At 43.4% G+C, this 22956-nt stretch carries 20 protein-coding genes; 16 read left to right on the forward strand and 4 right to left on the reverse strand.

Annotation, left to right across the window (positions count from 1 at the left end; translation table 11 throughout):
* The first annotated feature begins 168 nt into the window (after window positions 1–168).
* The 11 genes from VXQ11_RS05635 to VXQ11_RS05685 all read left to right on the forward strand — a co-directional run bounded on the left by VXQ11_RS05635 (window position 169) and on the right by VXQ11_RS05685 (window position 11670).
* Window positions 169–2946 (forward strand): molybdopterin-dependent oxidoreductase, encoded by a 2778-nt coding sequence (locus tag VXQ11_RS05635; RefSeq protein ID WP_416705604.1) that lies wholly within the window; start codon window positions 169–171, stop codon window positions 2944–2946.
* Window positions 2943–3569: a molybdenum cofactor guanylyltransferase gene (mobA, locus tag VXQ11_RS05640; RefSeq protein WP_416680227.1), complete on the forward strand. Its 627-nt coding sequence runs from the start codon at window positions 2943–2945 to the stop codon at window positions 3567–3569. Before VXQ11_RS05635 ends, mobA begins: the two co-directional genes overlap by 4 nt.
* Before the next feature lie 230 nt (window positions 3570–3799).
* Window positions 3800–4825: a GTP 3',8-cyclase MoaA gene (gene moaA, locus VXQ11_RS05645; protein ID WP_416705605.1), complete on the forward strand. Its 1026-nt coding sequence runs from the start codon at window positions 3800–3802 to the stop codon at window positions 4823–4825.
* 2 nt (window positions 4826–4827) lie between these two features.
* Window positions 4828–5094, forward strand: a complete 267-nt coding sequence (locus VXQ11_RS05650) for a MoaD/ThiS family protein (RefSeq protein ID WP_416705606.1) — start codon at window positions 4828–4830, stop codon at window positions 5092–5094.
* A gap of 1 nt (window position 5095) precedes the next feature.
* Window positions 5096–5638, forward strand: coding sequence for a molybdenum cofactor biosynthesis protein MoaE (locus VXQ11_RS05655; RefSeq protein ID WP_416705607.1), 543 nt, complete (start codon window positions 5096–5098; stop codon window positions 5636–5638).
* A gap of 68 nt (window positions 5639–5706) precedes the next feature.
* A complete protein-coding gene (moaCB, locus tag VXQ11_RS05660) occupies window positions 5707–6630 on the forward strand; it encodes a bifunctional molybdenum cofactor biosynthesis protein MoaC/MoaB (RefSeq protein ID WP_416705608.1) in 924 nt (307 codons plus the stop codon).
* Window positions 6627–7868, forward strand: coding sequence for a molybdopterin molybdotransferase MoeA (locus VXQ11_RS05665; RefSeq protein WP_416705609.1), 1242 nt, complete (start codon window positions 6627–6629; stop codon window positions 7866–7868). Before moaCB ends, VXQ11_RS05665 begins: the two co-directional genes overlap by 4 nt.
* A gap of 26 nt (window positions 7869–7894) precedes the next feature.
* Window positions 7895–8659 (forward strand): molybdate ABC transporter substrate-binding protein, encoded by a 765-nt coding sequence (gene modA, locus VXQ11_RS05670; protein WP_416705680.1) that lies wholly within the window; start codon window positions 7895–7897, stop codon window positions 8657–8659.
* Between the two features lie 6 nt (window positions 8660–8665).
* On the forward strand, window positions 8666–9349 hold the full coding sequence (modB, locus tag VXQ11_RS05675) for a molybdate ABC transporter permease subunit (RefSeq protein ID WP_416680215.1): 684 nt from the start codon (window positions 8666–8668) through the stop codon (window positions 9347–9349).
* A gap of 1 nt (window position 9350) precedes the next feature.
* On the forward strand, window positions 9351–9992 hold the full coding sequence (locus tag VXQ11_RS05680; protein WP_416705610.1) for an ATP-binding cassette domain-containing protein: 642 nt from the start codon (window positions 9351–9353) through the stop codon (window positions 9990–9992).
* A 328-nt stretch (window positions 9993–10320) separates the two neighbouring features.
* On the forward strand, window positions 10321–11670 hold the full coding sequence (locus tag VXQ11_RS05685; RefSeq protein ID WP_064102881.1) for an MFS transporter: 1350 nt from the start codon (window positions 10321–10323) through the stop codon (window positions 11668–11670).
* Between the two features lie 302 nt (window positions 11671–11972).
* On the opposite strand, the gene cynS is transcribed toward VXQ11_RS05685, so the two are convergent.
* The gene (cynS, locus tag VXQ11_RS05690) at window positions 11973–12422 is read right to left on the reverse strand and encodes a cyanase (RefSeq protein WP_064096756.1); all 450 of its coding nucleotides are present in this window, start codon (window positions 12420–12422) and stop codon (window positions 11973–11975) included.
* Between the two features lie 286 nt (window positions 12423–12708).
* Between cynS and VXQ11_RS05695 the strand changes: the two genes are divergently transcribed.
* From VXQ11_RS05695 to VXQ11_RS05705, 3 genes are all read left to right on the forward strand, one after another.
* Window positions 12709–13518, forward strand: coding sequence for a formate/nitrite transporter family protein (locus VXQ11_RS05695; protein WP_416705611.1), 810 nt, complete (start codon window positions 12709–12711; stop codon window positions 13516–13518).
* A gap of 66 nt (window positions 13519–13584) precedes the next feature.
* Window positions 13585–15315, forward strand: coding sequence for a protein kinase domain-containing protein (locus tag VXQ11_RS05700; RefSeq protein ID WP_416705612.1), 1731 nt, complete (start codon window positions 13585–13587; stop codon window positions 15313–15315).
* Between the two features lie 304 nt (window positions 15316–15619).
* Window positions 15620–15769 carry a hypothetical protein gene (locus tag VXQ11_RS05705; RefSeq protein WP_416705613.1) on the forward strand — a complete coding sequence of 50 codons (150 nt, stop codon included), beginning with the start codon at window positions 15620–15622 and terminating at the stop codon, window positions 15767–15769.
* Window positions 15770–15931: 162 nt separating this feature from the next.
* On the opposite strand, the gene VXQ11_RS05710 is transcribed toward VXQ11_RS05705, so the two are convergent.
* Window positions 15932–16099: a hypothetical protein gene (locus VXQ11_RS05710; RefSeq protein WP_416680204.1), complete on the reverse strand. Its 168-nt coding sequence runs from the start codon at window positions 16097–16099 to the stop codon at window positions 15932–15934.
* Between the two features lie 302 nt (window positions 16100–16401).
* Between VXQ11_RS05710 and VXQ11_RS05715 the strand changes: the two genes are divergently transcribed.
* On the forward strand, window positions 16402–17319 hold the full coding sequence (locus tag VXQ11_RS05715; protein WP_416680202.1) for a LysR family transcriptional regulator: 918 nt from the start codon (window positions 16402–16404) through the stop codon (window positions 17317–17319).
* Between the two features lie 467 nt (window positions 17320–17786).
* On the forward strand, window positions 17787–19952 hold the full coding sequence (locus VXQ11_RS05720) for a TonB-dependent receptor family protein (RefSeq protein WP_416705614.1): 2166 nt from the start codon (window positions 17787–17789) through the stop codon (window positions 19950–19952).
* A gap of 67 nt (window positions 19953–20019) precedes the next feature.
* On the opposite strand, the gene VXQ11_RS05725 is transcribed toward VXQ11_RS05720, so the two are convergent.
* Together VXQ11_RS05725 and VXQ11_RS05730 are read right to left on the reverse strand one after the other, a co-directional pair.
* A complete protein-coding gene (locus tag VXQ11_RS05725) occupies window positions 20020–20631 on the reverse strand; it encodes a MarC family protein (protein ID WP_225215744.1) in 612 nt (203 codons plus the stop codon).
* A 25-nt stretch (window positions 20632–20656) separates the two neighbouring features.
* Window positions 20657–22693 carry a choline transporter gene (locus VXQ11_RS05730; RefSeq protein ID WP_416705615.1) on the reverse strand — a complete coding sequence of 679 codons (2037 nt, stop codon included), beginning with the start codon at window positions 22691–22693 and terminating at the stop codon, window positions 20657–20659.
* Window positions 22694–22956 lie beyond the last annotated feature (263 nt).

Here is a 22956-nt window from a genome sequence, read left to right on the forward strand (position 1 = left end):
CCCTCTTTTTCAAATTTCAAAGAGGGGAATCTCCCTCCTTTGCTAAAGGAGGGTTGGGGAGGATCAAAGCTTTTGAGACATAGAAAAATTTAAATTAAATATATAAAAGCTAGATATCAGAGATTTGGCTAGACAAGTAAATTTGGATGATTAAGGAGCACAGCAGCAATGAATAGTATTCCGGTTATGGAACTACATAGCTCTACTGAATCCCAAATAAAAACCACTCAGACAACCTGTCCTTATTGTGGGGTGGGCTGTGGTGTCATCGCGTATGTAAACCAAACCCCGACGGGTGAAAAGGTTGAGATTGAAGGCGATGTTCAGCATCCTGCGAACCTGGGCAAGTTGTGTATTAAAGGCAGTCATCTCGCCGATACACTTAGTCTAAAAACCCGGCTTCTGCATCCGATGACAGGTCGAAAAGAACAGCGGCAAATAAGCACTTGGGATCATGCCATTCCAAGTATTGCCAATAAATTTCAGCAATGTATTGATCAGTATGGGCGCGACAGCATCGCCTTTTACGTCTCCGGCCAGCTTTTGACTGAAGACTATTATGTGGTGAACAAGTTTGTAAAAGGCTATCTCGGTACTGCCAATATTGATACCAATTCAAGGCTGTGCATGTCATCTGCTGTGGCAGCACATAAACGGGCTTTCGGCGAAGACCTAGTACCGGCCAGCTACACAGATTTTGAGCAGACAGAAATGGTGGTTCTGGTGGGTTCCAATACCGCCTGGTGCCATCCGGTGCTTTATCAGCGCATCATGAAAGCCAAAGAAGAGCGGGATTTATTTGTAGTGGTGATTGATCCACGCTTTACCGCAACCTGTGAAGCGGCAGACTTACACTTGCCCATTTTACCAGGTCAGGATGTCGCACTGTTTAATGGCTTGTTGCAATATCTTCAGCAAAATGGCCATGCCGATCTGGATTTTGTTACGCAACATACTCAAGGTCTGGAGCAGGCGCTTGCCAGCAGCTCGACTGAGTCATCGCTTGAAAGCGTGGCAAAACGTACCGGTATTGCTATTGAAAAATTAACCTTATTTTTTCAGAAATTTGCCCAGACCGAAAAAATCATGAGCCTATTTTCCATGGGCGTAAACCAATCCTCTCAAGGGGTAGACAAGGCCAATAGCATTATCAATTGTCATTTATTGACAGGAAAAATAGGCAAACCCGGTTCGGCGCCTTTTTCCATGACTGGACAACCGAATGCCATGGGCGGACGGGAAGTCGGGGGACTAGCCAATATGCTGGCCAGTCATCTGGATCTGGATAACCCGCAGCATCAGCAACTGGTGCAGGATTTCTGGCAAAGCCCGGTCATCGCGCGGCAGCCCGGATTAAAAGCGGTTGATTTATTTCAAGCGGTGGAAAGCGGGAAAATCAAAGCCATCTGGATTATGGCCACCAATCCGATCGTGAGTTTGCCCGATGCAGATCAGGTTAAACGCGCTCTGGAGAAGTGTGAATTTGTGGTAGTCTCCGATATTTGTCTCGACACCGATACCACGCAATATGCCGATGTACTGTTACCGGCACTGGGTTGGGGCGAAAAAGATGGCACAGTCACCAATTCGGAGCGCCGTATTTCACGGCAAAAGGCCTTTTTGTTGGCTCCGGGTGAAGCCAAAGCGGACTGGTGGGCCATTTCCCGGGTGGCTCAGGTCTTAGGTTTTCGCGGTTTCGACTTTAGCAATAGCCATGACATTTTTCTGGAACATGCACGTTTATCTGCCTATCAGAATAGTTCGCTTTCGCAACGTGAAGATACCCCTAATTTTCGCTATTTCAACCTGCAAGGTTTAACTCATCTCGGTTTTGCTGAATATCAGAATCTGGCACCGATCCAGTGGCCAGTCTGGGATAAGCAAGAAGTTCATCAGGTTGGTCAACTATTTAGCCAAGGCCAGTTTAGTCATGCAGATGGCAAAGCCAGATTGGTACCAACAGTTGCAGCCGATCCGGTACATGCTATTTCTGCTGAATATCCCCTCATCCTGAATACCGGACGCATTCGCGATCAATGGCACACCATGAGCCGTACCGGATTATCTGCCAGTTTGTCCCAGCATCGTGCCGAGCCTTATTGTGAGCTGCATCCGCAAGATGCGCTGAAGTATGGCCTGACAGATGCCGAGCTGGTCGAGGTGAAATCTGCTTGGGGAAGTTGTGTACTTCGTGTGCAATTTTCACAAAATATGCGACGTGGCCAGATTTTTGCACCGATACACTGGAACGACCAGTTTGCGTCCGATGCGCGGATTGGCAAAGTGGTGAATCCGGTGGTTGACCCGATTTCCGGCGAGCCAGAGTTTAAGCATACTCCGGTGATGATCCAGCCATTTTATACTGAGTGGCAGGGCGTGCTGTATGTACGGGAAGGCTTTGAGCAGCAGATCCAGACCATGATTGAAAATACGGTATGGTGGAGCAAAATTCAAACCGCTCAGGCCATCCGTTATGAACTGGCAGACCGGCGCCGTTTTTCTGAGATCACCGGGCAGATCAAGAGCCTGTTAGCCTTTGATGATGAAAGCTTTGAATGGCTGAATCTCGAAGATCAAACGGCGCATATCAGTCATAGTGTGGTGCTTCAGGATGGCCAGTTAATTGCCAGTTTTTATATCGCACCGGCAGCACTATTGCCAGATCGTGACTGGGTGGCAGGCCTGTTTAGACGTGAACGTCTGAGTGCATTGCATCGTAAAGCATTGCTGGCAGGTCAGGCCATGTCGATGGGAAATAGTGAAGGGCCATTGGTCTGTAGCTGTTTTAAGGTCGGTAAGAACCGAATTGTCCAAACCATTAAAGATAAAAATATCACGCATGAAAAACAGGTGACTGCATGTCTGAAAGCCGGAGGAAATTGTGGTTCATGCTTGCCAGAAATTAGAGGCCTGATTAAAGCCTGCCAGACGGAGTGCATAGAATGAAAAGAAGAGTGATGAAAACGGTATCTTATCCGGAAACTGACGTGGTGATCCTGGCCGGCGGTTTAGCGCGGCGCATGAATGGCATCAATAAATTGCTGCACAAATTTGATGATGAAATCCAGCTGATTAAAATCTATCAGCAGTTGAAGTCCCGGGCAAGCAAAGTTTGGGTCAATAGCCATCGGGATCATTCCATTTATAAACGGATGATTCCTTCTATCGACTTTTATCAGGACGATGAACCCGGTTTTCAGGGACCATTGATGGGCATGAAGAGTGCCTGGTCACATGTACAATCTGATTATGTGCTGTTCGTACCCTGTGATGTGACCTATATCCCCAAAAAGGTCATTTCACGTTTACATCAGACCCTGCAACGACATCCTTTATGTGAAGTGGCGGTGGTTGAAATCAATGAAAAGGCATTGTTTCCATTCTGTCTGATGAAACGCAGCAGCTTACCCACTCTTATCCAACACCTTGAAAATGATCAGCACAGTTTAAAACTCTGTTTTGCTGACATGCACATGCAGCGGGCAAGCTTTAAAAATCGTGCCCTGTTTTTCCACAGCATTAATTCATTTGATGAGCTACAACAGCATCAACAGCTTAACTTTCTCTAGCGTTTAAAATGCTAAAAGCCGAATTATCATATTCTGGCTCACCAAAATATTGCTTTTTTTATTTTTCGAGCAAACTTTCGGACTAAAAAAGAACAAATGTTATCCATTAATATTATTTAAAAATAAATTTGTGCAAAGTTGGAACACTTATTGCTCATTCATTGTGAAGAAATAGGGCAGTAAATCAAGACTGTTAAATAACCGTGCAGATCTCATCATGGACCGCAGCAATGAACAGCATGACAGCTTTAGCACCTCGCAGTATCTTTCAGGATCAGTTTGGACGGCAGAAACGTAAGTTGCGAATCTCGGTGACTGACCGTTGTAATTTCAAATGCAGTTATTGCATGCCTGAACATCCGGAATGGATGAACAAAAAAGATTTGCTCAGTTTTGAAGCTCTGTATGCTTTTTGCGAGTTTATGGTGCGACACGGGATTGAGCAGATCCGGCTGACGGGGGGCGAACCGTTGATGCGTCAAGGCATCGTTCATTTTATTGCCCGCTTACAGACGCTGAAAGCTATTGGTCTGAAACGTATTTCCATGACCACCAATGGCCATTATTTAAAAGATTATGCCCAGCCGCTTAAACAGGCAGGACTGGACGACCTGAATATCAGTCTGGACAGTCTTGATCCAAGGCAGTTTCAGCAACTGACCCAAAAACAGTTACAGCCTGTACTTCAGGGCATTGCTGCCGCGCAGCAGGCAGGTTTGTCCGTCAAGATCAATAGTGTGCTGATCAAAGGCATCAATGACGATCAGATTATTCCTCTGGTGAAATGGGCACAGTATCAGGCTGTAGAACTGCGTTTTATTGAGTTTATGCCCCTCGATGGCGATCAGAAATGGAATCCGTCCGATGTCATCAGTGAGCAAGATATCCTGGATCAACTGAAAACCGAATTTGATGTCCAGGTATCTCAAGGCCAAGGTGCGAATCCGGCCCGTGGTTATCTGGTCAATGGGCAGCCTTTGGGGATTATTTCCACGATTACCCATTCATTTTGTGGCGATTGCGACCGTCTGCGCCTCAATGCCCAAGGCGAATTTTATAACTGTTTATTTGCCAGACAAGGCCTGAACCTTAAGGCAGATATCGAACAACTGGTGCTGGATCATTTCGCCACACAGACATTTCAGCACAAGCTTCACGCTTATATCTGGCAAAAAGAAGCCGGTTTTCATGCGATTCAGCAATCACCAATACAAAAGCCGATCCGAAAAATCAGCATGCACAGCATTGGAGGATAAATATGTCACTCACTCAGCAAAAATTAATTCATATCAAAATAGAAGCATTCGGTGCGATTGAACGACAAATCCCCGCAGATTTGAGTTTGCAATGCGAGTCTGAAATTCAGGTTTCTGCAGTCCTGAACCAGTTACTATCAATCTGTCCTGATATACAGCCCATGCTGGAACGCTGCGCCTGTGCAATCGGTGAAGACATTATTTCCAGACAGAGTATTTTAAATCGGGACAGTACGCTGGTGCTGTTATCGCCGGTAGCAGGAGGCTGAGATGCAACTCAAACCATTAAAACAATTTGCCCGAATCCAGCAGACTGCTTTCAGGATGGAGGATTTTGATGGTATTCAGTATTTTCCGGAATGTGGTGGAATCGGCATCTTTGTCGGAACAGTACGTAACCATCATCAGGGGAAAGCTGTGCGTGCCCTAAAATATACCGCCTATGCGCCTGTGGCTGAAAAAATGATTCGTGAAATTGAACAGCAGATCCAGACCAAATACCAGGTGTCTTATGTGCGGGTGGTGCATCGGATTGGTGAGCTGGAGGTTGGGGAAAAAGCCATTATTGCTATGGCTTATGCCGCCCATCGTCGTGAAGCCTTTGCTGCCTGTGAGGAAGCGGTGGAACGGGTGAAGCATGAAGTTCCGGTCTGGAAAGAAGAATTTTATATGGATGGTAGCAGTCAATATGTCGAAGGCTGTTGTATCCGAAAAGATCATGGACCTGAAACGGATCACTCTCATCACGCAGAAGATCCGCCTTGTCACCATCACCATGTAGCACCACACGCTTGCCAATCACCATCTAATTAAATGCGTCCAATGAGAACCCATAACATAAATCACTTTAAACAGATTTTTAAATTAGTCCGGGATAAATCATGAAAAATGTAGGGATGAAAGCAGAAAGTTATCGTACAGCAATTGCCACTGGAATCCTGCATGCACCGCCACATTGCATTGAGTTGCTGCGTAATGGCAATACTGAAAAAGGGGATGCCCTGAAAACAGCACGTATTGCCGGCATTCTGGGTGCCAAACGGACCGATGAGCTGATTCCACTATGCCATCCATTGCCCATTTATCGTGCCGATGTGGAATATGAACTGTGTGATGCGCATGTCGAAATTATTGCTACCGTTGAAACCATTGGACCAACCGGTGTGGAAATGGAAGCTTTGACAGCGGTAAGTCTGGCGGGTCTGACCTTGTATGACATGCTGAAACCGCATTGTGAACCGGAAGATTTGTCGCTGGATCAATGCAGGTTGCAGCAGAAAAAAGGTGGAAAATCACATTTTACCCGCGTACTTAAAGAGAGTCTGTCCGCTTCAGTTGTTGTACTGTCCGATACGGTTGCAGCAGGCAAAAAGCCGGACACTGCCGGGCAAAACGTACTGGAAATTTTAAAAGAAGCTAATTTTGATTCTATTGGTTATCAGGTCATTCCCGATAGCCCAGAACAGCTCTTGGCCCTGATTGAACAGCAGAAAAATCAGTATCCGCTGATTCTAACTGTGGGCGGTACTGGATTGGGTCCTAAAGACCTGACAGTCGAAACCCTGCAACCTTTGCTGCAACGGGAAATTCCCGGCTTGATGGAAGCTTCACGAAGTTTTGGGCAGAAACGTACTCCTTATGCGGCATTAAGTCGTGGCGTGGCGGGCTATATTGAGAACAGTCTGGTGATGACCCTGCCGGGAAGTCGGCAGGGTGCAAAAGAATCCCTGATAGCGGTACTTCCTGCGTTGGTGCACTTGTTTGATGTACAAAAAAATATTCCACATGCGGGAGGCTATCAATGAATCAGGCACTATCGCATTCAGCCTGCGGTGCTGAGCCGGGACTGATTTCTGTTGATCAGGCACTGCAGATGTTACTTGAGCAGACGCATGACTTGGCAACTGAAAGCCTGCCGCTTGCTCAGGCTCTGAATCGCTATCTGGCAGAAGCGATTGATTCGGTCATTCCATTGCCGCTGTTTTCACAAAGTGCTGTAGATGGCTATGCGCTTTGTAGCTCAGACATGGTTAGTGCACAAAGCACTTTTGAACTCATTGGAGAGATTCGGGCAGGACAAAGCATCAAAATTGAATTGCAGCCGGGGCAGGCGGTCCGGATTTTTACCGGTGCCAGGATTCCGGCAGGCACTACAACGGTCGCCCGTCAGGAAATTGTCGAATACCATGCCAATCAAATCATTATCACAACAGACCTAAAACCTCATGCGGATATACGTGATGCAGGCGAGGAAATCGCACAAGGACAACGTCTGGCAGATGTAGGACAAAAACTGCATGTAGGTGCAGTTGCAGCTTTGAGCATGACGGGTGTGAAACAGGTTTCAGTCTATCGTTATCCTAAAATTGCTGCTGTGATTACTGGAGATGAAGTAGCTTCCAGCATTGAAGACCTGAATTCCGGCAAAATCTTTGACGCCAATGCTCCGCTAATTCAGGCCTGGTTTCAGTCACAGGGTCAAAACGTAGATATTCTGCATGTGCCCGATTGTGAGTCCGAACTGCAATTATTACTGAACCGACTCAAATACCAATACGATGTCATCTTGACCACAGGCGGGGTTTCGGTAGGTGATTATGATTTTATTCGCCCGGTTGCCCTAGAGCAGGGCTTTGAGCAGATTTTCTGGAAAGTGAAGCAGAAGCCCGGAAAACCGATGTTATTTGCCAAGTATCGTCGAGATGATCAAGGTTACTGTTATCTCTTGGGTTTACCGGGAAATCCGGCTGCCGTGTATGTCGGAATGCAAATCTATACGGCAACTTTACTGAATGCCTTACAAGGGAAAAAGCAGTCACCTGCATGGCTCAGTGCGGTGATGACGCATGATTTGAAAGCGGATGCACGCGAGCGATTTTTAAGAATGGCTGCCGAATTTGATCAGGGTACCTTACAACTCAAGAGCCTGGCAAAGCAGCAGTCGCATATGCTGAGTAATCTGATGCAGGCCAACTGTCTGGTCCGTATTCCGGCAGGAACAGAAATCCAGGCTGGGCAAGTCGTACAGGGTTTATGGATTTAAACTGAATGCAAAGTAGAAATAAACAGATGCAACTTTTCAGAATCTTATTCATCGGCATGCTGCCTATATCTGGCTTAACACATGCTGAGACAGTAAAAATATATGCTGCAGCCAGCCTGACCAATGCAATCACTGATATTTCCAAGCTATATCAGCAGCAACATTGCAATATTCGGATTATTCCTGTTTTTGGAGCCTCTTCTGTGCTGGCCAGACAGATTGCAGCGGGAGCTGAGAGTGATATCTTTTTTTCTGCAGATCTTGAATGGATGCATAATTTACTTAAAAAACAAAAAATTTCGATCGGTCAGATTCGACCTTTGCTCTTGAATGAACTTGTATTGATTAGTCCTATTCAGAAAAAAAATCATTTTAGAATGTCAGCCGACTTTAATTTTGCTAAAGCCTTTCAAGGTTATTTATGTACTGGGCAAATGGAATCGGTGCCTGCTGGGAAATATGCCCAGCAAAGCTTAACCCGGCTGGGCTGGTTGAATCCGCTTCGAGGCAGAATAGTCGGTACGGATAGCGTTCGTTCAACCTTGGCTTTTGTAGAACGTGGCGAATGTCAGGTCGGTATTGTGTATAGAACCGATGCATTAATGAGTAAAAAAGTTAGAATTTCGGGAGTATTTCCAGCCAGTACACATCGTCCGATTGTGTATCCGATTGCTTTAACCCGGCAGGGCCAGAAAAATCAGGCAGCAATCCAATTTTCTGAATTTATCCAGACGAACGCACAGGCCAGACAGATTTTTCAGAAATATGGCTTTAAGCTTAAGGTAGGCTAACTGCTCATGCTTACACCAGAAGAATTGAATGCCTTAGCGCTTTCAGCCAAAGTGGCGGGCTTTGCTACAGCGGTGTGCCTGCCATTTGCTATCGCCGTAGCATGGCTGCTGGCACGTTATGAATTCAGGGCCAAATTTCTCGTAGAGGCAATATTGCAGATGCCTATGGTACTGCCGCCGGTAGTACTGGGCTATCTTCTGCTCCTGCTATTTGGCTATCAGGGGATAATGGGGCAATATCTGCATGCATGGGGAATTCAGCTGATATTTAACTGGAAAGGTGCTGTACTGGCAGCAATAATTGTGGCATTTCCTTTAATGGTTCAACCAATTCGCTTGTCTTTTCAAATGATCAACCGACAGTTAGAACAAGTGGCAGGATCTCTGGGCGCTGCACCATGGCGGGTATTCTGTAGCATTAGTCTGCCATTGGCTTTGCCGGGGATTTTAATCGGCAGCATTTTATGTTTCAGCCGCAGTCTGGGAGAGTTTGGTGCCACGATTACTTTTGTCGGTAATATTCCCGAAGAAACCCGTACGATTCCTATCGCCATTTATAGCCTGTTACAGCAGCCTGATGGAGAAAGCATGGCCATGCGTCTGGTCATTTTATCTCTGATTCTGGCTTTTTCTGCCTTGATTGCAAATTACTGGATCATGCAGAAGTATCAACGTAAATTGGAAGCTTAAGATGTTGAAGTGTGATTTTCAGTTTAATTACGAAAATTTCCAGCTACAGGCCAATCTGGATATGCAGATGCAGTTGATTGGTATTGTCGGAGCATCAGGAAGTGGGAAAAGCACCTTTTTAAAAAATATTGCAGGACTATTAAAACCATCACAAGGCTTTATTCATTTTCAGCAAAAAATACTATTTGATCATCAGCAGAAACTGAATATTCCTGTTCATCAAAGAAAAATTGCTCTGATTTTTCAGCAAGCCTTGCTGTTTCCGCATCTGAATGTCATGCAGAATTTAAAATATGCAGAACAGCTAAATATAAAAAATAAAGGTCAGCAGAAATTTATGTTTGAAGACATTGTGGAGTTACTCGAATTAAAGCCACTACTTCGGCATCGGGCGCATCAACTTTCTGGTGGACAGGCACAGCGCGTTTCTATCGGACGTGCACTTTTATCTTCTCCCGATCTATTACTTTTGGATGAACCTTTAAATGGACTGGATCAAAAGCTGAAAAACCAGATTTTACCTTTTCTGAAAATTGTGATTAATCAAACAAACTTACCCATGATTTATGTGACTCATCATGTAGATGAAGTGGTGTATTTACAGGCGCAGTTGCTGCATTTTGAAAAGGGAAAAATAGTCTGATTCAATGCTGCACCGATTTAAACCAGCAATGATTCCGAGCAGGTCATCCTCTCGCTGTTTTGCAAAAAATGCTTCAGAAGATAGCTATTTTTTCACTATTTTTAAGAAAGAAACATCTAAGTTAAAAGCCTGAATATAAATTATTCTATACAAAACAATATCTTATTTTATTTTAAAAACAATCTGGCATGACCTGTGCATATATCTGATTAAAGTCAAAGAAGACTCTACATTTGTATGACGGCCAATGACGTCCGTTCTGATCGTTACTGATATGCCTCGGCATCACAGTGACTTAAATAAGTTCAGTTCTGGTAAGGAAATGGCTATGTCTTCAAATACAAGTCTCAATAAAGCAACAAAAATAAGTCTATTTAACTTCAGTACTTCAGCGATGCGAGCCTTCCATATGAGTTGGCTCGCTTTTTTTGTCTGTTTCTTTGCGTGGTTTGCCTGTGCACCGTTAATGCCGGTTATTGCCGGTGAATTCAGCCTGACCAAAGAGCAGATCGCCAATATCAATATTGCCGCAGTCGCCATTACAATTCTGGTGCGTCTGATCGTAGGGCCGTTATGTGACAAGTACGGTCCGCGTAAAACCTATACCGCTTTACTGATTATTGGCAGTATTCCAGTGTTTGGTGTGGCGTCGGCCAACAGTTATGAATCTTTCTTGTTTTTCCGTTTATTGATTGGCGCCATCGGTGCCAGCTTCGTGATTACCCAATATCATACCAGTATCATGTTTGCGCCAAATGTGGTGGGAACGGCAAATGCGACTACAGCCGGTTGGGGGAATGCCGGTGGCGGTGCGACTCAAGCCCTGATGCCTTTAATGCTGGCTGCTTTGGTGATGTTCGGTGTAGAACAGGCAATGGGATGGAGAATTGCACTTCTGGTTCCGGGTATTCTGATGATCATTGTCGGTGTATTGTACTGGAAGTTCACTCAGGACTGTCCACAAGGCAATTTTAAAGAACTCCGTGCTCAAGGTATTTCTGTTGGTAGCGATAAAAAAGGCGGCCTTGCAATCTTGATGCATGCCGCACGTAACTACCGTGTGTGGATTTTGTTTGGAGCTTATGCAGCCTGTTTTGGTATTGAAATTTTCATTCATAATATTATTGCCTTGTACTTTGTCGACAACTTTCAGTTTGGCCTAAAAGAAGCAGGCATGGCTGCCGGAATTTTTGGTTTACTGGCATTGTTTGCCCGTGCCTTGGGTGGCATTGTTTCAGACAAAGTTGCGATTCAAAAAGGTCTGGATGGTCGAACCAAAGTCCTATTTGCCTTGATCATGCTGGAAGGTCTGTTTCTTATTCTATTTTCGCAAATGAACAGCGCGACCTTGGCGATCATGGCGATGACTATCTTTGCCTTGTTTACCCATATGGCATGTGGCGCTACCTATGCACTGGTGCCTTTTATCGACCGTGATGCCTTGGGTGGTGTGGCCGGTATTATTGGAGCAGGTGGCAATGTCGGCGCGGTAGCTGCAGGTTTCCTGTTAAAAGGCATGCTGGATATTCAAACCACTTTGATGGTACTGGGTGGCTTGGTGGTGATTGCTGCAAGTTGTGTGTTGATGATCCGCTTCTCTGTCGAGCATAAAGAAAAAGAACAGCTGTTATATGAACAGGCAGTAAATGAACGTCATCTGGCGGAAGCACAGCAATAACACAACACGCCCTGATATAAAATGAATTGACAAAAAGGATAGCAATATCCTTTTTGTTGGTTTTGCTAACTCAATAATAAAATGATGAACTCAATATTCAGGATAGGAAAGTATTATTTTAAAAGGACAGGATGATTGAATTAATCGGATAAACAATAAAAGTATTTATAGTTTATATATTTAATTTGAGATGAAAAAATTATATATGTTTTAATAAAGATTATTAAAAAATAAATAAATTTAATAAGTGCAGATAAAATAAAAGCCATTTTAATAATGGCTTTTTTTTAAAAAAAAGTAGATCAATAAGTTTTATAAGGTAAAAACTTTCCGGATAATACGACATTCACCCGATCTCCGTTTGGATTATTCTCTCGTTGAATATCCATGCTGAAATCAATTGCACTCATAATTCCATCTCCGAATTCTTCGTGGATCAGTTCTTTAATGGTCATACCATAGACGTTGACAACCTCATACCAGCGATAAATCAGCGGATCTGTCGGCACACTAGTTGGCAGAGAACCTTTATAAGGTACGATTTGCAGCCAGGCAATGGCTTCATCAGTCAGTCCAAATATTTCACCAATTTTTTCAGCCTGTTCTTTATTAAAAGCCATCTGACCTAAACATGCAGCAGTCACCCATTCTTTAGAAAGGCCTATAGCTTCAGCGACATCTGCCCATTTGATAGACTTTAAAACTTTCGCTGAAATAATCATGTCTGTCACTTGTTGACGATGGCTAATCATAATCTTCTCCAATAGCTATATTTAAAAAATGACCACTATAGATAATGCAGAGATTGTGCCAATATAATTATAAGGATTAAATTTTAAAATAATTTATATTATTTTTATTAGTCGTTTAAAATGAGTGGCATGCTATTTGCTTTTATCTTTATTAAATATGGCAATGGCGCCATGACACGATTAATCTGTTTGAATAATGCAAGGCAAAGACGCCTAGGGTTGAAATAGACTTTAGGCGTTTTTTATTTGCAAACAGGCAAGTTATTTATATAAAGGGGATAAAAATATGGCTTATCTTGCTCCTGTAGAGTTTGCAAAAAAAGTAGTTGATGCCGGTGAGGCAAAACTTCATATGGCAACGCGTGATGTTTTGATTCGTGCTTTTATGGCAGGTGCAATTCTGGCGCTGGCAGCAGTATTTGCAGTTACTGTGGGTATACAAACAGGAGTACCGCTGATCGGTGCACTGTTATTTCCAGTTGGCTTTTGCATGTTGTATCTCTTGGGCTATGACCTGCTCACTGGGGTATTTGTATTGACCCCTTTGGCTTGGCTAGACAAACGACCAGGGGTGACGTGGTCACGTATTTTAAAAAACTGGGGTCTGGTTTTTTTAGGTAACTTTGCCGGATGTTTAACCGTGGCAGTGTTAATGGCCGCTGTCTATACCATGGGTTTCGCCGCTGAACCGAATGCGGTCGGGGTGAAAATTGCCCATATAGGTGAAGACCGGACTTTAGGCTATGCCGAATATGGTCTTGCTGGCTGGATCACGATTTTTATCCGCGGCATGCTGTGTAACTGGATGGTATCACTTGGTGTAATTGGTGCCATGATGTCAACCACGGTCAGCGGCAAATTCATCGCGATGTGGATGCCAATCATGCTGTTTTTCGCCATGGGCTTTGAACATTCAGTGGTGAATATGTTCCTGTTCCCATTTGCCATGATGATGGGCGGTGATTTCTCGATTACAGACTACTTCTTGTGGAATGAATTACCGGTTGCACTGGGGAATCTAGTGGGTGGTCTGGCACTGACAGGTCTGGCGCTCTATACCACGCATGTACGTACTGGCGCTAAAAAAGAATTCTAATCTAAGCATGATGATTTATGTCTTGAGATTAAAGGGATCGATTCGATCCCTTTTTGAGTATTTAAAATGAATAAAAAATTAAAGATCAGCATTGGGCAATATTCTTCTGCTGGAATCAAAGCACAGAATCAGGATTTTCACGGGGTTTATATTCCTGAAGGCCACGCGCTTAGCAGTAAGGGAATTGCCTGTGCAATTGCAGACGGGATCAGCAGCAGCAATGTCAGTCATATTGCAGCAGAAACTGCGGTCAGCAGTTTTCTATCGGATTATTATTCGACTTCAGATGCATGGAGTACTCAAACTTCAGCGGCACGGGTCATTCGTGCGACCAATTCCTGGCTCTATGCACAAACCCAGCAGAGCCGCGGGCGTTTTGATAAAGATCAGGGTTATGTCTGCACCTTTAGTGCACTGATTTTGAAACAAAACAGGGCGCATATTTTTCATACAGGCGATAGCCGGATTTATCGCATTCAGGCACAAGCCATTGAACAGTTGACGGCTGATCACCGGGTTTTCCTGTCATCAACAGAACATTATTTAAGTCGTGCTCTGGGTGCCGACCATCGTATCGATGTCGATTATCAGCAGCTTGAATTATATGAAGATGATTTATTTATTTTGATGACAGATGGTGTCTATGAATTTATGGAGATGCAGCTCATCTCGGAGATGCTGCAACAGAAACAACATCTGGATCTCATTGCCAAGTCTATAGTCGAGCTAGCTTTAAAGTGGGGTAGTGATGACAACCTCACCATTCAAATCATTAAAGTGGAACAGTTGCCTGATGAGGAATCCTTCCAGATTAAAAGTCATGTTCTATTCCCGCAGCAGCTGAGTCATGGCGATCTGTTTGAAGGTTATCGAATTGATAAAATCCTGCACCAAAATCATCGCAGCAGCCTCTATTTGGCACGTGATGAAGCGACACAAAATCAGCTGGTCATTAAAACCTTGTCTGTCGATGTGCAGGATGACCTGAAAGCGGTAGAACAATTCCAGATGGAAGACTGGGTATCGAAACGCTTAAAACATGAAAATCTGCTGCAATGTTATCCGCATAAGGGCAGCAAGCAGTTTTTATTTCAAAGTTATGAATACTTGCAAGGGGAAAGCCTAAGTCGCTGGCTGCATCGTCAAAAAACAGCTTTAACTTTACAGCAGTTGCTTCCCATCATTGAACAGGTGGCCAAAGCATTGAATGCCATGCACCGTCTTGAAATGCTGCACCAAGATGTACGGCCAGAAAATGTCATGCTGCTTGAACCAGCTGATACCTTGAAAGTAAAACTGATTGATTATGGATCGACGGCGGTCAGAGGTCTGGTTGAACTGAATCCCAAACATGCAGACGTCCCTTTAGGAACTTTGGCCTTTATGGCACCTGAGTATTTTATTGGACGTTCGCCCTCAATAAAATCAGATCAGTTCTCGCTGGCGGTGATGAGTTATTATTTATTGACCCGACAATTACCTTATGGGACAGACCTCGCGCGCTGCAAGACCGAAAAGGCCTTAAAGCAGGTTCGATATCATCCACTTTATGAGTATCGACCGGATCTGCCACATGACTTGGACGCAATCTTTAAAAAAGCGCTTTCTATTCGTCCAGAGCAGCGCTATGAAGCACTTTCAGCATTTATATATGATCTGAAACACCCAGATCTCAAATTTAAAAAATCAGTTTCACGTCCTATGCTTGAAAAGCATCCAGTCACCTTCTGGAAATCCTGCACAGCGATTCTGTTTTTGTTATTGCTCTGGGTGTTTGCACTGTATTTTAGCCAATGAAAATAATTCAAATAGGCTGTTCAACGATTTTTTTGACTGGAGTAAAAAATCGGATCTGATTCAAGCTGAGATGCAGTCAAAATATCTATTTATTCTTATTACATTTTTTTATATTTTTACGATGATTGACTCTGTGTTTTTGAAGATTATCTATATAAAATAGCAAGTGCAGTTAAAATCTAAATAAGCATAAAAATATTGGAATAATAATTGCTTATTTTTAATACCACTAGAATAAAAAGGTAAATAAGACATGAAACTTCAATTTTTTAGGCTGATATTAATCGCGAGTAGCTCCATTGTGATGAGCCAAACCAGTTTCGCGGGAGATGGGGGCTTACGTTTTGCTGAAAAGAATCAGGAAAAAGTGGCACAAATTCAGGCCAAGAAAAAAGTGGCAGAAACACAAGCTCCGCCCCTACAAGCAAAAGCCAGTACAGAGCCGAAACAGTAAAACAGCAGCCATATAAAAAGACTTACCCTTCTTCTTGGATCTGATAGATAAAATGTATGGCTTGGAATAGATAGAGCAGAATTTTTGCAATGCTCATAAATAAAAAAACTCCCCACATATTTTAAACCATGGGGAGTTTTTTATTTTGCATCTCAGGGAAAATTACTGAATTTGTTCCTCATCCTGTTTTTCCTGACGCAATTGATCCCGCTGACGCTGTGGATCCTGGATACCTAATTGACCGCGCTGGATTTCCCGATCCTGTTTTTCTTGCGGATCAAGTTGTTCTTCAGTGAGTTCTTCATCATTTCGATCGATTGGATTATGCATGGTCTTTTATCCTCTAATACTGTCTGTTTTTATTGTATGAATAAAGCAAAATTAGTCTGTGACTTTTATGCCTGAGTTATTTTTCTAACGTGTTGCAGCTGTAAGTTTAAGCAATATTTTATGGGGGAATTTAATTAAAATAATTAACTGTATAAAAATTATAATTTTAACTTATGGTAATCTTAGATGAGTCATGCTCATTAATTTTCAATTTAAATGAAAATTAATAAATAATTGTGAGCGATTGGGGTATGCTAAAGACAGAACAAATGTGATTACTTTTTGAATTTTCGGTATTTCCCATGATAGAACTCCGCCATTTAAGAACCCTGACCGCTCTGCGGGAGCATGGCTCCCTGGTTGCAGCCGCAAGTGATTTATGTTTAACACCATCGGCCCTGTCACATCAGCTACGTGAGCTTGATCAGTGGTTTGGCGTTGAAGTGGTAAACCGGCGTAGTCGTCCTGTAAGTTTTTCAAATGTGGGGTTACGGTTATTAAAACTGGCGGATGAAATATTACCGCAAGTTCAAAGTGCACAGGGTGATATCAGCCGTATTGTGCATGGTCAGACCGGGAGAATTATCTTCTCTTCTGAATGTCATAGCTGTTTTGACTGGCTAATGCCATTGCTTAACCAGTACCGGATGCAATATCCGGATGTAGACCTAGACTTTGCCTCAGGTTTTGAATCGAACCCCCATGAATTACTGCAAACTGGAGAGTTTGATCTGCTGATCACTGCTGATCCAATTGCACTCAAAGGCATTGAATATTTTCCGATTTTTGAATATGAATCGCGCCTGGTTTTATCCAATACTCATCCCTTGGTAAGAGCAAAACATATTACTGTTGAGGAGCTGGCTGAAGAAACGCTGGTGACTTATCCGGTGGATAAACACCGTTTGGATATCATGTCGCGTCTGTTTATCCCCGCTAATGTATTACCTAAAGCTATTCGTACCACTGATTTAACCCAAATGCTGATCCAGCTGGTAGCCAGTGGGCGCGGGATTGGTGCATTGCCAGACTGGGTGGTAAATGAATATGAACAAAAGGGCTGGGTGACTTCACGCCGTTTAGACTGTGTGGCGCCTGAAGGATTGCGCCGTACTTTATACGCTGGCTATCGTACAGAAGAAAAGCAGAAAGATTATTTTGAAGGCTTCTTGAAACAGCTGGACCGTTTTTCCAAAAAAAGGCAGGCTTATTACAACTAATCAATGAAAAATTGAATATCTTTAGACTTATTACTGCTAAAAAATCCTGTTAGTCAGGATTTTTTAATTTTAACTTTCCTGGTCTGCATCATTTTGATTGATCTATAAGATGATGCAGCTATTAATCCAGCTTTTGAATTTAATGAACTGGTTTAGTCGATCATAATTTCTGACAAGTATTACATTTTGCCAAGTGGGAATACATCTGTGCAGAATTAAATGGTATAACATTCAATATCAATTACTTAAAATTTAAATTCTAGGAACTTGTAGGAATATAGTTCTGATCTTGCAAATTCATTTTTAATAAAAAGATTAAATAAAATTTAAAAACATACGCTAATCAGTCAATTTTTTGGCAGAAAATAACTCCTGAAAATACCAAGGTTGATCTATGCTACAGCAAGATTTTTAATCCACATCTCAAGCAGATCAGGACCACTTATACAGGACTGTATAAACTCGCCATGCATATGACAAAAATACCTCTTAAAAAAAGCCCACTGAGCCTCATGATCCTGTCGATTTTCTCGGGGCATGTTTATGCTGAAACGGTCAGGGAATCGGGTAATGTTCAACAGTTGAATACTATCGTGATCAGTGCTGAAAAAAATGCCACTCCGCAACAGCAATCTCAGAAAGAACTGGCTCAGGTTTCAGGAGGAACAAATTTCATTGGTGAGCAGCAGCTAGGACAGCAGCGACTTGCAACCACGGCCGATGTATTCCGTTTGCAGTCAGGAATTTATGCCCAGTCTGCGGGAAATGAAGGAGTAAAAGTCTCAATTCGTGGCTCAGGAATTAACCGCACTTCAGGTGCGCATGCCTCTGGTACCTATGTCATGATCGATGATATTCCGTTTACAGGACCGGGCGGTACAGCTTATGAGCTGCTCGAGCCATGGTGGATTGATCATGTCGTGGTGTATCGTGGTGCCAACGGTTTAAAACAGGGTGGATTGTCTTTAGGCGGAACAATTAACTATAAAAGTAAAACTGGGGCAGAGCAGAATGGTTCTGAACTCAAATATGAAATGGGTAGCCATGGTTATCAGAAATATCAGTTCAGTACCGGCCGAAAACTGGATAAATCAGATTATTATCTGGCGGTAATAGCTAACCAGTTTGACGGAATTCAGGCTCATGCCAAAGGCGATGGCAAAGGTCTGGCTTTTAATCTGGGCTATCAAGTTAGTCCGGATATCGAAACTCGTTTTTATGCCCGTTACCGTGAAAGCCAGCATTTAACTCCGGGACGGATTACTCAGGAACAGCTTAAGCATAATCCTAGAACAGCAAATAGTTTTAATTTGGCAGTGGATGCCAAACGAATTCAGCCGGGCAGTACCTGGCTGGCCAATACCACAACCTGGAATTTACAGGATGATGCCAAACTGACCGGTAGTCTGGCCTATCACCATTATCCTCTGGATTTGCGTGAAAGCAGTTATCGCACGAATGTCGATTATGAAGACATTAGTACACGTTTCCAGTATGAAAAGCCTTACCAGTTTCTAGGTCTGGAGCATCAGGGACGTATCGCTTTACGCAGTACCACCCATCGCCCAAACAGTGGGGTAACGGAAACTATCCGACGTGATATGTCCATTGATGGAACATTATATCCGGCAGATACGGTTACTCGCCGTTATACCTATCGGGGTTCAGACAACGTGCTGCAATTTGATCAGGAAACTGCATTAAATGATCAGTTTAAACTGGATCTGGGATTCGCAGCAGCCTATACCCATCGGGAAAGTGAAGTGACTTATCCAGTAGCCAGCCCAGAAGTCAGCCGTTATGAATGGAATTTTGCACCACGACTTGGATTGACTTATCAAGCGAATGACGATGTACAATGGTTTGCCAATTTAAGCCGCAGCATTGAACCGACGCACCCTTGGTCTATGGTATGGTCTTCGCCTTATTATTTTGACAGTGGCATTGCTTCTGGCCGGGTGCGTGCTCCCATTTACTTGGATACACAAACCGCCAATAGCTTGGAACTGGGTGGCCGAGGACAATCAGTCTTTGGCGATTGGGCACTGAGCTATTACTATTCCAAAGTGAAAAATGAACTGCTAACTTCAGAACTGATCAAAACCTATGAAGATGGAGCAGAACGACCTTCAGAGCCAATTGCTGTTGAATCCAATGCCACGCCGACCATTCATCAAGGGGTGGAGCTAAGTCTGGATACGCCATTACATGAATCCCGATTTGGCGAGCTGCGTCTGCAACAGGCTTATACCCTTAGCGATTTTCATTATAAAAATGATCCATTATTTGGTAAAAACCAGTTGCCGGGGATACCCAAACATCTATATCAGGCACAGCTCAGTTATGCATTATACAACGGCCTGTATATTGGCCTGAATACAGAATATGCGTCCAAAATGGCACATGATTATGCCAATAGCCGATTCAGTGATGACTATCAGATCTGGAGCATTGACTTGGGTTATGCACCAGAACATCAGTTCTGGAAAACCTGGATTAACTTTAAAAATATTACCGATAAAAAATATGCAGCAGTCGTGATTCCAGGTTATGACGATCGGGGTGCAGATCTTGCCCGATCTTCACCGGGTGAAGGTTTTTCTACTTATGCCGGTGTGTCATTTAAATTTTAATTATTTAAAAATTAAAAAAAGAGCGGGATATTTCCCGCTCTTTTTATTTTTTGATAGAAAGGATTTATCAGGTTTCTAATATTCCTGTAATACCTGTCACGATCATATCGATGGCAATAGTACCGATTAAAAGCGCTGCAACACGACCGACGATATCGACATACAGGTCAATATAGTTTGAATACTTGTGCTGTAAATGATCATGCAGGTATTTCATCAGGATCAGCAGGCTACAAGTCAGAAACAGCGTAGAAAAAATCACCAGAATGGTTTGCATTAAACTGAGCTGAATACCGGTGATCACAGATGCCGAAATGGTGCCCGGACCGATCATAAACGGCATGGCAATCGTGCCCGCCAGATGACTAGGCGCTCCACGCATCACGCCAATCGTATCAGCACCTTCAAAGACATAACGATAGCCAATCACCAGAAAGATAATACCGCCAAAAATCTGGAAGGACTCAAACCGTACATGCAAGACTTCATTAAAGAAGGCTTCACCGGTTTTTGCAAAAATGATGAACACAATAAAGCTGATCAGACTGCCCTGAATCAATGCCATGTTGAATACTTTTGCGTCGGAATTACGGATAATTCCGAGCATGTAGATACTCATCAGAAAAGGATTGAGCAGGGAGAAAAACAGGGCAAAAGCATTCAAACTTTCTGACATCATTGCGTCCTTCCGTAGTTGAGTAATCCTAGATTTCACGATCCGGGAACAGCGGACGTTTACCTGGGCTGATCCGGTTAATATGCAGATACATCATATGGCGTTCATATTTATCCAGGATGTCATTGATCACCTGTTCCTTGCTATAACCGACCAGATCGTTGCCCTGAGAGCCTTCAAACAGATAACTTTCCAGACGATAGTAATAACGTTTGGTTCGTTTACCACGTGAACTGAAATTTGGCGTGTCATAGCGTACCGGCCATATTTCGTAGACAAAGTTTTCTTCTTCATCGAGCTGAATGGTTAGATCCAAGTGATACAGTTCAGGTTCTTCCTCAAGTGATTTTTCCTGAATATTAACTTGAATACCTTTGTCAATTAACTCGGTTGCAACGGCCTCAATGGCCGGCTTGCAGACATTGTCCAGCATGGTCCGGGTTTGGGACAGGCTTGGATGCAGCATGACCCGGCTCAGACGCTTCTTCCAGTTCAAGATATCCACATTACCGACCACAGGTGCCGCATTCAGGCTGGTACTGGCCTGACGAAAATCCTCCAGACGCAAGGACTTATAGAGTCCCGCCATCACAAAGAAAATGACGAAACTAAAAGGCAGACCCATAATAATCGTGGTGTTCTGTAATGCTGTAACGCCATTCGCCATGAGCATTGCCAAAGTCAGCAAACCGATGGCAATGGCCCAGAACACACTGAGCCAGCGTGGTGAATCATGCTCAATATTAGTGAATTTGGTCGTGAAATTTCCCAATACCAGTGCCCCTGAATCCGCTGAGGTCACATAGAACAGCAAGCCGGTAATAGTGGCGACACCTGCAGTAAAGGTAAAGCCTGGATACTGCGCCAGCAAATCATAAAAACCATGTGCCGGATTTTCTAAAACTGTCGTAGCAAGTTGAGTATTACCATCAAAAATCACGCTGTATAAAGCACTGTTACCGAAAATAGACAACCAGGTCAGGGTAAATAACAGAGGAATAACCAAAGTCCCGGTGACAAATTCGCGAATGGTACGACCACGGGAAATACGGGCCAGGAACAGACCAACAAAAGGCGACCAGGCGATCCACCATGCCCAGAAGAACAGGGTCCAGCTATTCATCCACTCTTTCGGTTGTTCAAAAGGAAAACTCGTTAAAGAAAGCTTCGGGAACTGACTGATATAGTCACCAAAATTCTGAATCAAGGCGGCTAATAAAAACTCGGTATTGCCTACAAACAGAATGAATAGCAGCAGCCCAATTGACACATAGATATTAATTTCAGACAGGATCCGGATGCCTTTATTGACACCGGCAGTCACTGAAATAATAGTAATAATCACAGCAACGGCGATGAGTGCAGTTTGAATCCAGATATTTTCCGGTAAACCAAACAGCACATGCAGGCCGTAATTTAATTGCACAACGCCAATCCCGCAGGTGGTGGCAATCCCGAAAATCGTGCCGAGTACCGCAGCCGTATCAACCGTATGGCCAATTGGACCATTAATTCTTTTTCCAAAAATAGGATAGAGTGCTGATCGGATGGTGAGCGGTAAATTATAGCGATAACTGAAATAACCTAGGGCGACCCCAATCAGCGCGTACATACTCCAGCCGGTTAAACCGTAGTGAAACAGGGTCCACACCATGGACTGGCGCGCAGCTTCAAAAGTTTCGCCTTCGCCTACAGGCGGATTCATATAGTGGGAAAGCGGTTCCGCCACCGAGAAGAACATCAGGTCAATCCCGATCCCGGCAGAAAATAGCATCGCCGACCAACTCAGCAGGCTAAATTCTGGCTTGGAATGTTTGGGACCTAATTTAATCTCGCCATAACGGGAACAGGCGATAAAGACGATAAAAACCAGATACAGCGTTGCCGCCAGCAGGTAATACCAGCTAAAGGTACGACTGACCCAGTTTAAAATATTAATAATGACTTGATTGGCTTGTTCATTAAATAAAATGGTAATGATAGAAAACAGCAGAATAAGTGTCGCCGAAAAATAAAAAACTACTTTATTCAGACCATCTTGCATCTCTTCATTTTTCTTTTGCATAAATCCATGACCATCGTTTTGTTGCCGGATGATCTACAGTGCCGTGTGATTTAAAAGTAAAAACATGCATAAAGCTTCCCTGTTTTCGTGAATTACAAACTTTTGCAAATCCAAAACAAACTGCGCTGTACATCAAGGGTGAGCTGGCACTATAATTTTTATTAATTGAACGTTCAATTAAAAAAGCGTTTATTAATTGTTACATCATTCCGCTATTTTTTTAGCAAAGTAACTTTCTATTGTTATATCCGTTATTCAGGTTA

The sequence above is a fragment of the Acinetobacter sp. 197 genome, assembly GCF_048148385.1.
Taxonomy (GTDB): domain Bacteria; phylum Pseudomonadota; class Gammaproteobacteria; order Pseudomonadales; family Moraxellaceae; genus Acinetobacter; species Acinetobacter pecorum.